This window comes from Paenibacillus sp. NPDC093718 (assembly GCF_050279985.1).
GTDB lineage: Bacteria > Bacillota > Bacilli > Paenibacillales > Paenibacillaceae > Paenibacillus_AQ.
This window is the reverse complement of the sequence record NZ_JBNNUS010000001.1, coordinates 1061294-1073227: the sequence shown is the minus strand read 5'-3', so window position 1 is coordinate 1073227 and position 11934 is coordinate 1061294. Positions and strand designations below refer to the sequence as shown.

Sequence of the window (11934 nt, the reverse complement as noted above, 5' to 3'; positions counted from 1 at the left end):
TGAGAAAACCATACTGTTGTTCATAAGAAAACCATACTTAAGTATCTACGTTCCACTACCTGGCGGCAGATATACTGATTGCAAATGCCAGTTTGGAGGGAACCCATGAAAGCAATGGTATGCACCGCTTATGGAGCACCGGATGTTTTACAGCTGCAAGAGGTAGAGAAGCCGATCCCAAAGGATCGCGAAATTCGGATCAAAATTTATGCAACCACCGTCAATTCGGGGGATTGCCGCGTGCGGGGATTTCGCAGTCCTCTTTTGTACAGGATTCCTATGCGGCTCGTGCTGGGTCTGAGAAAGCCAAGACAACCGATACTCGGGGTGGAGCTGGCGGGGGAAGTAGAAGCCATTGGCAGGGATGTTACGCGATTCAAGGTAGGCGATCAGGTCTTGGCATTCAGGGGAATGCGATTCGGCACGTATGCCCAGTATATCAGCATGCATGAAGATGCGTTAGTGCTGTTAAAGCCCGATCATGTGACTTATGACGATGCCGCCGCCGTATCTTTCGGAGGAACGACGGCCCTGCATTTTCTTAGAAAAGGTAATATTCAGCAGGGGCACAAGGTGCTGATTTATGGAGCGTCCGGTGCGGTGGGGACGTTAGCCGTACAGCTTGCTAAGCAGCATTATGGAGCAGAGGTAACCGGCGTTTGCAGTACCGTGAATGTGGGGCTAGTGAGGTCTCTCGGAGCCGATCGGGTCATTGATTATACAAAAGAGGATTTGACGACAAGCGGAGCGCGATACGACATCATCCTGGATGCGGTCGGTAAACTGCCGAAATCCAGATGCAAGCATTTGCTCACCCCGGGCGGGAGCTATGTAACCGTTGAAGGGCAAGGGGTGGCCAAGGTGCTGATGGAGGATCTGAGATTGCTAGCGGAGCTGCTGGGAACGGGGAAGATCAAGCCGGTCATCGACAGAAGGTATGCATTGGAGCAAATGGCCGAGGCGCACCGGTACGTAGATGAAGGACGGAAGAGGGGCAGCGTCGTCATTACGGTGGGGCATGATCATTGAGGAACAGTCATCATTCACGGCGGGGCATGATTATGACAGCTGATGAAGCAAGGCATCATTCAAGGATATAGACAGCCATTCAAGGATATAGACAGACATTCAAGCATGCCATGGACCACGTACCGTGCGCACGATGAGTACTCATTTACTAGCCGAGCCTGCAGAGGGTCGGCTTTTCTCATCGGAATGTGGGGAATCGGTGATTACCATCCTGATTAGAGCAAGAGAAATCTCTAAACCTTCTACTAGGAGTGATATATAATGTGATCACATATATGAATTCCAAGGGAAGGGCTGCTGCATACGATGTCTAAAGCCGATAATATGCTGGCTATTCTATGGCTGCTGAAATCGCGAAGAAGAATGACCGCTAAACAACTATCGGAGGAGCTGGGTGTGCATATCCGGACGGTTTACCGGTGCATTGATGCGCTTTGCATTTCCGGCGTGCCTGTCGTATCCGAGATTGGGCGCGATGGAGGCTACTCCATCCCGGAGCATATTAAGCTGGAGCCGCTGTTTTTTGAAGCCGATGAGCAAAAGGCGCTTCTTCATGCCGCCGCATTCGCACGGGAAGCGGGGTATCCGTCCGAAGAGCCGCTGAATCGAGCCGTTTCCAAAATAAAACGATATACGAATCCGGAGCAGCTGGAGCGTTTGGCGCTTCACGAGAACAGCATCGAGGCCATCCATCCGCCTGCATCATCCGGGCTTACCTCCATGCTGCATGAGATCGAGGCGGGGATCGACCGGCAAACCAGCCTCGAGATCGACTACACCACAGGCTATGACGGTATAACACAAACACGTATCCTGGATCCTTACGGACTCGTCCATTGGAAAAGCAAATGGTACGCAGTGGGCTATTGCCATCTGCGCGGTGAAATTCGCTGCTTCCGTGTCGATCGTATGAGCGATATCCGGCATACCGACAACGCGTTTGACCGTCCGGTGTCGTTTTCCCCGCGGGAATACGTATTGGACAGCTTGCTATCGGGACAAGGTTCCGAATCCAATCCTCATTTGGTTTCCGTACATATCCAAGGCATCCCTCAAGCTTTGGACGATTTATGCGCGCATTGGCTGCTCAGTCAAGCCCTCGTCGAACGTACGGCGGAGCATGCGGTGTTCAGGCTGGATGAGCATACGTTATACACGCAAGTTGCCTATTACCTATTGTCATTTGGCGGGAAGATTCGAATCATCGGGCCCGAGGAACTGAAATCAGGCATGATCGACATTGCAGAATCCCTCTTAAAATATTATCAATCCTGAAGATAAACACTGACCTTCTTTGTCAGTGTTTGTGTTATATAATAAACTCCATCAGATCGCGTCAGGGAGGAGATAGCACGATGGCAGGCACGATTTTTAAACAAGAAGTGATGAAGGCAACGGAACGTTCGTGGGAGGAATGGATTGTGACCCTTGGGCAGGAAGTGGGCCCGCTCTGGTCACACGAGCAGATCCGAAACCATATCGCTGAGCAGTATCAGGTATCCGGGGAATGGGGCGAGTGGATCGCCGTCATGTATGAGCAGATTATGGGGCGTCTACCGGTTGGCGTAACCAAAGATGCCGGGGTGCAGATCGGGGTCAGAAAGACGATGGCCGCGACGAAAGAGAGAGTGTGGGATTTCCTCATGTCTTCTGAGGGACTGTCGTTATGGATCGGGGATGTCCCTTCTCTGGAGCTGCAGGTCGGGCATGAATATGAATCGAAGGAAGGCGTGTCCGGCAAACTTACGGTGGTCGTACCCTACCATAAGCTGCGCTTGACTTGGAAACGCAAGGAGTGGGACAACCCGTCCCGGCTGCAAATCTATGTGCTGTCCACGAAAACGGGAAACACAACCATTGCGATTCACCAGGAGATGCTGGATGACGTTTATATGAGAGAGCTCATGAGGCGCTATTGGGATGAGATGCTGACTACCCTGCAAAACCGGGTGATGGTGCTGAACTGAACAGATTCAGTTATATGGAACTTAGGGTTTATCAACTGGATTGAATTGATGGATGGATTGTTTGGATCGGCCGACCGGCCGATTCATAACGATCAAACCTACTTTGTCGAACGGATGAATGAATCGAAGGACGCGAATAGATTGATGGACGGATTGTATCGATAGGTCTTACGCATGGTGCCCGAGGAATATCAGGCCGCTGTATGAGTGTGTTGGATATCTGCAGAAACAGATGCATGCTCCCGTCAGATACTGTGTTACAAGCGGAGTTTAGAGATGTTTATAGGTACGGTCTCGCGTTGGACTACTGCAACGTTATGAGGACAGAGGTTCCGCTATTACGTCTGAATGGGTGGGTTTTAGGTAATATGAGGACACCAGATCCGCTATTACATAGAGAATGGCGATAATTCGTGGTATGTAAAGTAAATAGCGGATTCTGAGTCCGGAAGTACGGGGAAAGTGGCTGTTTTTTTCGGAATAACGGATCTGTTGTCCATTAGTTTGTTTATTCGTCTCTTGGGTATCTGCACGAACTGCAAGAACTGCAAGAACTGATGCATGCTCCCGTAAGCTCTGTCACTACAAGCGGAGTTTAGAGATGAGCAGAGTTTAGAGATGTTAGGTACGGTCTCGCGGTTGACTACTGCAACGTTATGAGAACAGATGTTCCGCTATACGTCTCGATGGGTGGATTAGGTAATATGAGGACAGAGGTTCCGCTATTACGTCTGGATGGGTGGTTCTTAGGTAATATGAGGACACCAGATCCGCTATTACTTAGAGAATGGCGATAATTTGTGGTTTTTTAAGTATATAGCGGATTCTGAGTCCGGAAGAACGGGAAAAGTGGCTGTTTTTTTCGAAATAACGGATCTGGTGTCCATTAGTTTGTTTATTCGTCTCTTGGGATCTGCAAGAACTGCAAGAACTGCAAGAACTGCAAGAACTGATGCATGCTCCCGTCAGGTACTGTGTTACAACGGATTTTATAGGTACGGTCTCGCGTTGGACTACTGCAACGTTATGAGGACAGAGGTTCCGCTATACGTCTCGATGGGTGGATTAGGTAATATGAGGACAGAGGTTCCGCTATTACGTCTCGATTGATGGGTTTTGGGTAATATGAGGACACCAGATCCGCTATTACATGAGAATGGTGCAAATTCGTGTTATTTAAAGTAAATAGCGGATTCTGAGTCCGGAAGTATGGGGAAAGTGGCTGTTTTTTTCGAAATAACGGATCTGGTGTCCATTAGTTTGTTATTCGTCTCTTAGGTACCTGCAATACCCTGCAATATCTGCAAGACTGATGCATGCTCCCGTCAGGTACTACAAGCGGAGTTTATAGGTACGGGCTCGTTGTTCACCGCTTGCTATGTCCAGTATCTGGAGCTCGACCAGTTTATGCAATAAGCGTCGGGTATGCCGGTCACTCACCCTTAGATGATTCGCGAGTTCTAATGGGGTTATCGGGCGCAGCAATCGTCGCGCAAATCGGACAGCTTCTGCCTCCAGCCAACTTAAGGACGCAGGCACATCTGACGCCACAAATCTGCCGACGAAGGATAAAATGAGCTGCTGGCATTGTTTTGGCTCTTCGACGATGGAGGGGTAAGCAATGGGAAGGAATGTCCAACCATCCAGTGCCAGTAAGCTGTGACGGCGGCATAAATCCTTAAACCTTCTTACGTCCAAATCTCGGGCATGTGGGCCGTATCCTTGGATTTCGATGCCTCCTCTCGCACCACCGGGCATGTAGGCAAGGTCTAAATAACGATAACCATTGCTGAAATCGCGTACTTCCCATTCCGGAAGCAAGTCATTGAAATTACCGATCGCGGGAAACCACACCGAGCGCAGAAACTCGATGGTACCGTGGCCTAACCCTTTATGAAGGATTTCGAGCCTGCGGGGATTCTTTTCATTCAGAATATTCGTGTGCATCCAGAGCTCATATTGTTGATCAAACCGTGACATGTTCAGTTTTCCTCCTTTATTAGATGGAATGCGAGTGCGCTAGAAAATAAAAAAAGCCGCTCCATACAATGTAACCCCAATCCTTAATTGGGGCACTTTGCATGGAAGCGGCGTGTTCTTCACGTCCTTATGATGGCTAGTATAACTCGTGTTTTGCGGGTTTTGCAATAGTACTGCTTCCAAGCTATGTGTGACAGCGATATCGTTCTTCCAGTTGATCAAAAAAGCATATGATCGCGTGATATTCGCAAATTTAGGCCATGAACCGCTTTCCATTACGATGGGGAGTGGTTTTCTATGTTGCCTCCATAAATATGACGTCATATATAACGAAATTTAACAAATTAATGAATATATATTGTGTATTATTTATTTATACTGTACATTAATTGCATGAGATAATTATAAAGAATGCATAATTGGAGGTGGATCGAAACTAAAAAGAGTTTGAAGTAAGAAGAGGAGGTCCAACCCTGTAATTGATCAGAAAGCTGATGACTGGGAAGTCGAACACAATCTGATACTGGAGAGGATGAGTGAAGCATGAACACTTCCGTTAAAAAGTTGGAAATGGGCGTCATCTTGTGCAGGCATTGCAGCGCTGAAGTCGATACGGTGGATACGAATCGAATCGCTACCTTCTATGGCGTGTGTGATCAGCCGGAGTGCCGGCAGCTGCACAGTCACATGCATGTATCAGTAAGTGATGTAACAGACGAAGAGTAATGATAGAAGAAGGCTGTTCCCACAAACACGCACCACTTGATGTGGTGCGTGTTTGTGTTGAATGAAGAATGCGATTGCTGCGTGATTGTCTGCTTGTCTAACTACAATGCTAGTTCACGTACAGTGAGTGCTCTGTCGCGCTTATAAAACAACGGTGCATTATGCACTTGTATAACAACATTGCTTTATCACTTATTGCGGGTGCTCTATCGCGTTTGTTGACTGCGATTGCTGCGTGCTTGTCGCGCTTGTAATACTACGACAATGTGTGATCAAAAGGCGGGTGCTCTATCCACGCTTGTCACAGTGCGATTCAGTCGTGTTTGCCAAACTACGCTGCTCCGTCACGTTTGTCAAAAACGCGAGCGCCCTATACTCTTTCCAACTGCGGAGATAACCTCTCAATCGAATGAAATGGCATGGTTGACTTGATGAAAAGTGGTACTTATAGCTGCCCATCCGTCATGCTAAGATGAAACTGCCAATATCCCATTTTTGATGGTAGGACCAATTATCTTCATATGCAGCGGAATGGAGGTTGTCAATTATGAAAATATTCGTAGCGGGCTCTACCGGCGTTATCGGCCAGCGTTTACTTCCCAGACTGGTACAAGCCGGCCATGAAGTTATAGGCATGACACACGACTCTCAGCGGAAAGGGTTGATCGAATCATGGGGAGCAAGAGCGATCGTGGCGGATGCCTTTGATCGGGAAGAGATCATAGCCTCGATTGGGGAAGTGCGGCCGGATGTCATTATCCATCAGCTCACTTCGTTAAGCCAATGGAATCTGGAGGATAATGCGAGGATTCGGATGGAGGGCACCCGTCATCTGGTAGAAGCCGCACAGATCCATGGCGTTACACGAATGATTGCCCAGAGCATTGCCTGGGCCTATGAACCCGGGGATCATCCCGCCACCGAGGACGTCCCTCTGGATATCCAGGCGCCTGCGCCGCGCAAGTCCACGATAGACGGAATCATCTCGCTGGAACATGCCGTCGCACAACTGCCGAATCACGTCATTTTAAGGTACGGTATGTTCTATGGCCCTGGCACGTGGTACGATGCCAACGGGGTGATGGCGGAAAAGGTACGAACTCGAGCTCTTCCAGCATCGGATGGCGTTATGTCATTTCTCCATGTCGAGGATGCGGCGAATGCAGCTTTGCAGGCATTGGACTGGCCGACAGGGCCAGTTAATATCGTAGATGACGAGCCTGCTGCCGGTACGTTGTGGCTGCCGTTGTATGCTGAGGCACTGCACGCGCCTGCCCCAGCATATCAAGCGGGGAGCAAGCGCGGCGAACGCGGCGCTTCGAACGCCAAAGCCCGGAAGGAGTACGGCTGGGAGCCGTTACATCCCACGTGGCGAACAGGGTTCGCGCAATCGCTAAGGTGAGCGAGCTTAGCGATGCGCCAATCGATTTCGCCGTTAAGAGTACATACACAAGGAGTATGCTATTCACAAAGTACACCGTATATGAAGGGATAACAATGAGAGCATGTCCCGGACCACACACCGTGCGCTCAGGGAGCAGTGGGCACGATTCCATGAAGACGTTATAAGACTTCCAATCATCGTGCTTCTTATATGCCGATACCCCAAAGCTTGCGGTCAGTGGTCTATAAGAGAGCTCCTTGTTGATATGGGAATGAAAAGAAAGCTATAGTTAATAGAGGAGATTCAAGGCCATGAGGAAATAGGAGCCAGGATCCAGCTGAGTGGCTTCCATAGAATAAGGAGGGGCTAGCATGACAGAACGGCTGCCATGTCGAAGCGAAGGCTGTTCCGCAACGATATTACCGGCAACCGCGGCCAAGACGGGCGGTTATTGCATGCCGTGCAAGCAGGAGATGGAGCGTAAGGAACGGCAGCGGTACATAGAACAAAATCGGAGAGACATCGACTTATACGAAGGGATTACAGATCCCGTAGAGGTCCTTAAGATCATGCATGCCCCGCTGAAGCGGGATCCATTGATTCAATATATTCCCTATCCTCTGAAAAGAGAAGAGGTATATTCGGCGTTATCTCCAGGCGAGGCCGAACGCATGCTGACTATTGCTCTTGATCTGCTGGAAGCAGGCGATGAGGACACCTGTCAGGAAATTCTTGTTTCCCTGGTCTGCTATCAGAACAAGTCGCTTGAATCCTGTATCCCGACATTGATGGAGCGCGGTATCTATTACCCCGGCATTTTGTTCAAAGATGCATCTGCCCATAGCCGCGACGAACTGCTTCAACAAGTGGAACAGGAGAAGGATAACCGCAACCATCTGCTGCTCGCCCTGGCTTGGATCGGGGATGATCAGGTTGTGCACCAATTTCAAGAATGGAGGAACGTGCCTCCATCATGGGCGGAAGAATTATACGTCCCTCCTGAAGCTTATGCGCATGAGGGGGGCTGGGAGCTTACGGAGAAAGGGAGCAAGCGCCGACTATTCTACCTTGACAGCTACGCTATAGCGAAAATAGTTCCATCAGAAAGCACCTATGCAGCGGAACCCGAGCCCGCACAATTTTTACAGGAGGATTCCACTTCCTGTCCATGGTGCGGAAGCAGCCTGACCACCTTGACGGATCTGGACATCAGCCATCCGAAGCTTCAATTCATGGGGTTGACCGGAGAGAGGCTGCGGGTGTGCACCTGTGTGAACTGCAGCTGTTACGATACGATCTATATGGATGTGGATTTCCACGGAAAATCCGAATGGAGCCCAGCTAATATTGAACCGGAATATCTACCGAAGCCTGATTCCGAGGAGGATGATAGAAGCTATGCGGCGGCGGGGAAGTCCTTACGGCTTGCGGACCATCCTCGAAACAGCTATTATGCGGCCTATTGGACGCTCGGTCCGGCGGTTTCGCAAATCGGCGGCTACCCGGCTTGGATTCAGGACGCCGTATATCCGTCCTGCTCCTGCTGTTCCCAAAGCATGACATTCATCGGGCAGTTGGATTGGGAACAGATCGAGGAGTATGGAGAAGGCATTTATTATATGTTCCTGTGCGCGGACTGCCAGGTGACGGCAACCTTGTTTCAGCAGACGTAGGCTTGTTCTAGCAATGATTTGAAAAGTTATCAGATCGGTAAGATGGCAGACGAGGTGATCCTGGGGAAAACACCATAAGGAAAGCTTGATGAAGGCACGCCCATACGGCGTGTCTTTTGCTATTCTGAGGAAAAGCATCCATAACTATAAATAGAGAAACACATCCAGTCCCACCTCATCGGCAAGGATAATCTCCTTAACCACTTCTCGCATCCCTGTGCGTAACTCATCACTTCACCGGTGTGAACATCCGGTTTTATCTCTACAAACGGAGTAATACCAATCTCCATGGGAAATCTCTCTTTTAAGTTTATTAATACGTAAAGGTCATAAGCTTTATTTAATTATGGGAGCTGCAGCACCTTTAGTCACAGCCCAAAATATAAGAGCAACAGCGCTGACGGAGGAGCCAAGCACACAAACTCCATGCCAACCATACTGTGCATAGATATGGGTCGAAGCAATGGAACCGGCGGCACTTCCGATGGAATAAAAAATCATATACCCGGCAACCATGCGACTGCGCGCCTGCGGGCGCAATGCAAAAATCATACTCTGATTCGTGACATGCACCGCCTGTACCGCCAAGTCCAGCAGAATAATACCAATGACTAAGGCAAACAGGGACCGTTCTGTATAGCTGATCGGCAGCCATGACAGCAATAGCAGGGACAATGCAACTCCGGTCGTTCTTTGTCCGTAACCTCGATCGGCTAGCTTACCGGCCTTTGCTGCAGCCAATGCACCCACGACGCCTACGAGACCAAACGCCCCGATGGCAGAGTGCGAAAGGGATAGTGGCGGCGCGCTAAGAGGCAGCACTAATGGCGTCCACAAAATGCTGAAAGCTGTAAAAATCAGCATAGCCAAAACAGCGCGGATGCGTAGTAGCCGTTCTTGCAGGAATAACACAAGTACCGACTTAAGCAGTTGAGAATAGGAAAGCGTTTTTACCTTACGCTCAACATTTGGCAGCACCTTATATAATGCGTAAACCATGAGCAGCATCAACGCAGCAGAAACCAGATAAACCCAACGCCATCCTGCAAGATCCTTCAAAACTCCTGAAATGGTTCGCGCAAGAAGGATCCCGATCACAATTCCGCTGGTTACCATACCTACGGCTCGCCCTCGTTCAGCAGGAGCAGCTACGGTTGCGACGAACGCCACAATAGTCTGCGTGACTACGGCAAGCAATCCGACCAAAGCCAAACCTGCGAAGAGCATCGTGCCGGATGAAGCAGTACCAACGATCACGAGAGCCGCCATGGAGACGGCCATTTGACCGATAATTAACCGGCGCTGGTTCAGTAAATCCCCCAGAGGCACCAGCAGCAGCAGTCCCAATGCATAAAAGATCTGTGTGACGGTAATCAGAATTCCAATGACGGAATAGTCCATGTTGAACTCGTACGACAGCTCATCGAGCAGCGGCTGAGCGAAGTAGATATTGGCAACTGACATACCGCAAGCAATCGCAAACAATAACGTGACGTAACGAGTCAGAGGCATACGATTACCGGATTCGGCCGTGCTCACCGTCCCCTGTGACGCATTCGCGGCTGTTTCGTTATGGACCGCTTTTTTTGCTATCATCCCTTCCATTGTGTGCATCCAACCCTTTCGAATTTTATGTACTGATCGGTATGATAAATTTCCCGATTAATATATCCCATCCATACGTTCTATGTCAACAGGTTTATTGCAAGCGTTAGTTTAACAACGGATTATTCTAATCTAAACCTACAATATACAGAAATTCGGTATTTGACAAAAGCATCCGAACATCATAAACTTAATCATACTGATTGGTAATGAAAATAGGTTCTTTACTTCCCTTTATGATCATGAAGTTTCCCTAAAATCAATTGTAACGAGAGGTAATTCATTATGGGACGAGTCCGCGAATTTGATGAAGAGAAAGTATTAGATGCAGCGATGCAGTTATTTTGGGAGAAGGGATATGAGGCTACCTCATTAAGCGATTTGACTTCCAGAATGGGCATTCAGCGGCCCAGTATATACTCAGCCTTTGGAGACAAGAAGGAACTGTTCGAAACCGCTCTGCGCAAATACACGATGTCACATGCTTCTGAGGCTCGGACCAGGCTGCAAAACCATCGATCGGTCAGGGAGGCGTTTCGTGCTTTTTTTGAAAATGTGGTTGATGAGGAATATTCCGAAAGCCGCAGCAGAGGATGCTTTTGCATCAATACGATGGTCGAGCTTGCGCCTCATGATGAGAAATTTGAAATTCTGACAAGGGAGCATCAGATGTACTTGGCGGTTATATTTCAAGAAACCATTGAACGAGGCATACAATCGGGCGAGCTTGCGAGCGGCACGGACGCGAAGGCTTTATCCCAAGCGCTCATCGTATCGCTGATTGGGTTGACCGTCATGTTGAAATCCCGTCCGGAGCGCTCATTCGTAAATAATACGATAGAGGTGACTCTTACATTGCTTAGATAAATTGCTATCCTAACTGGAACGTTTAAAGGCACTACTCCACGAAGTGAATAATTTCGTAGGATGCTGTCGAGTTTCACGGTTACGTGTTGTTACAGTCGTCCAATCATAGTAAACTGTTCTAAAAAAACAATAGTAGGTGCATCGATGAATATAAACATACGGACAGGACGAATAGAGGACCTTCAGGAAATCATGGCTTTGATTGCACGCTGTGTTAGTGTCATGCAGGCTGGAGGCAGCGATCAATGGGATGATCAGTATCCGAACCGAGAGGTCATTGGTGAGGATTTGCAGCGAGGAACATTGTTTGCAGCTGAGGGCGAAGGCCGCATCTTAGGGATCATCGTCCTTGACGAATCGCAGGCTGAGCAGTATGGGACCATTAACTGGAAGCAGATGAAAGGGCCTCATTTAATGATGCATCGGCTTGCTGTCGATCCGGAAGCCCAAGGACAGGGAGTTGCGCGAAAACTGATAGCCTTCTCTGAAGAATATGCCATGCGAGAGGGTTACACGAGTCTACGATTGGATACCTATGCCAAGAATACGGCTGCGCTCAAGCTGTATCAAGGATTAGGTTATGACCTGCGGGGAGAAGTGAACTTCCCGGGCAGAACATTAAGCTTTCCGGTATTTGAGAAGGTGCTTGGTTAAACAAGCCTTAAAGTGAGTCTGCTGAGGATCAGCGCGTATGCTGGTCCGA

Annotated in this window: 10 protein-coding genes and 1 pseudogene; 8 read left to right on the top strand and 3 right to left on the bottom strand. The window is 49.0% G+C overall.

The features are described 5' to 3' along the window. The first annotated feature begins 105 nt into the window (after positions 1 to 105). From ACQKPA_RS05265 to ACQKPA_RS05255, 3 genes are all read left to right on the top strand, one after another. On the top strand, positions 106 to 1029 hold the full coding sequence (locus tag ACQKPA_RS05265) for an NAD(P)-dependent alcohol dehydrogenase (protein ID WP_427489980.1): 924 nt from the start codon (positions 106 to 108) through the stop codon (positions 1027 to 1029). 306 nt (positions 1030 to 1335) lie between these two features. Further along, positions 1336 to 2304, top strand: coding sequence for a helix-turn-helix transcriptional regulator (locus ACQKPA_RS05260; protein WP_427489978.1), 969 nt, complete (start codon positions 1336 to 1338; stop codon positions 2302 to 2304). A gap of 80 nt (positions 2305 to 2384) precedes the next feature. After that, positions 2385 to 2996 (top strand): SRPBCC family protein, encoded by a 612-nt coding sequence (locus ACQKPA_RS05255; RefSeq protein ID WP_427489976.1) that lies wholly within the window; start codon positions 2385 to 2387, stop codon positions 2994 to 2996. A gap of 1332 nt (positions 2997 to 4328) precedes the next feature. Here ACQKPA_RS05255 and ACQKPA_RS05250 read toward each other — a convergent pair. After that, complete coding sequence (locus ACQKPA_RS05250) at positions 4329 to 4976, bottom strand: transcriptional regulator (RefSeq protein ID WP_427489974.1); 648 nt, start codon at positions 4974 to 4976, stop codon at positions 4329 to 4331. 543 nt (positions 4977 to 5519) lie between these two features. Here ACQKPA_RS05250 and ACQKPA_RS05245 point away from each other — a divergent pair. From ACQKPA_RS05245 to ACQKPA_RS05235, 3 genes are all read left to right on the top strand, one after another. After that, positions 5520 to 5702: a GapA-binding peptide SR1P gene (locus ACQKPA_RS05245; protein WP_194544051.1), complete on the top strand. Its 183-nt coding sequence runs from the start codon at positions 5520 to 5522 to the stop codon at positions 5700 to 5702. Between the two features lie 547 nt (positions 5703 to 6249). Further along, positions 6250 to 7104 (top strand): NAD-dependent epimerase/dehydratase family protein, encoded by an 855-nt coding sequence (locus tag ACQKPA_RS05240; protein ID WP_427489972.1) that lies wholly within the window; start codon positions 6250 to 6252, stop codon positions 7102 to 7104. A 353-nt stretch (positions 7105 to 7457) separates the two neighbouring features. Next, on the top strand, positions 7458 to 8759 hold the full coding sequence (locus ACQKPA_RS05235; protein WP_427489970.1) for a DUF1963 domain-containing protein: 1302 nt from the start codon (positions 7458 to 7460) through the stop codon (positions 8757 to 8759). A 156-nt stretch (positions 8760 to 8915) separates the two neighbouring features. On the opposite strand, the pseudogene ACQKPA_RS05230 reads toward ACQKPA_RS05235, so the two are convergent. Next, a pseudogene (locus ACQKPA_RS05230) lies at positions 8916 to 9049 on the bottom strand (LLM class flavin-dependent oxidoreductase); the annotation flags it as partial. A 46-nt stretch (positions 9050 to 9095) separates the two neighbouring features. Beyond that, positions 9096 to 10271: an MFS transporter gene (locus ACQKPA_RS05225; RefSeq protein ID WP_427490276.1), complete on the bottom strand. Its 1176-nt coding sequence runs from the start codon at positions 10269 to 10271 to the stop codon at positions 9096 to 9098. Between the two features lie 378 nt (positions 10272 to 10649). Between ACQKPA_RS05225 and ACQKPA_RS05220 the strand changes: the two genes are divergently transcribed. Beyond that, a complete protein-coding gene (locus ACQKPA_RS05220) occupies positions 10650 to 11231 on the top strand; it encodes a TetR/AcrR family transcriptional regulator (RefSeq protein ID WP_427489968.1) in 582 nt (193 codons plus the stop codon). A 144-nt stretch (positions 11232 to 11375) separates the two neighbouring features. Beyond that, a complete protein-coding gene (locus ACQKPA_RS05215) occupies positions 11376 to 11885 on the top strand; it encodes a GNAT family N-acetyltransferase (protein WP_427489966.1) in 510 nt (169 codons plus the stop codon). Positions 11886 to 11934: the final 49 nt, after the last annotated feature.

Excerpts from the sequence above, each read along its gene's own strand:
- ACQKPA_RS05240 (WP_427489972.1), top strand. The coding sequence starts at position 6,250 with ATGAAAATATTCGTAGCGGGCTCTACCGGCGTTATCGGCCAGCGTTTA.
- ACQKPA_RS05265 (WP_427489980.1), top strand. The coding sequence starts at position 106 with ATGAAAGCAATGGTATGCACCGCTTATGGAGCACCGGATGTTTTACAG.
- ACQKPA_RS05215 (WP_427489966.1), top strand. The coding sequence starts at position 11,376 with ATGAATATAAACATACGGACAGGACGAATAGAGGACCTTCAGGAAATC.
- ACQKPA_RS05245 (WP_194544051.1), top strand. The coding sequence starts at position 5,520 with ATGAACACTTCCGTTAAAAAGTTGGAAATGGGCGTCATCTTGTGCAGG.
- ACQKPA_RS05255 (WP_427489976.1), top strand. The coding sequence starts at position 2,385 with ATGGCAGGCACGATTTTTAAACAAGAAGTGATGAAGGCAACGGAACGT.
- ACQKPA_RS05220 (WP_427489968.1), top strand. The coding sequence starts at position 10,650 with ATGGGACGAGTCCGCGAATTTGATGAAGAGAAAGTATTAGATGCAGCG.
- ACQKPA_RS05260 (WP_427489978.1), top strand. The coding sequence starts at position 1,336 with ATGTCTAAAGCCGATAATATGCTGGCTATTCTATGGCTGCTGAAATCG.
- ACQKPA_RS05250 (WP_427489974.1), bottom strand. The coding sequence starts at position 4,976 with ATGTCACGGTTTGATCAACAATATGAGCTCTGGATGCACACGAATATT.
- ACQKPA_RS05225 (WP_427490276.1), bottom strand. The coding sequence starts at position 10,271 with ATGCCTCTGACTCGTTACGTCACGTTATTGTTTGCGATTGCTTGCGGT.
- ACQKPA_RS05235 (WP_427489970.1), top strand. The coding sequence starts at position 7,458 with ATGACAGAACGGCTGCCATGTCGAAGCGAAGGCTGTTCCGCAACGATA.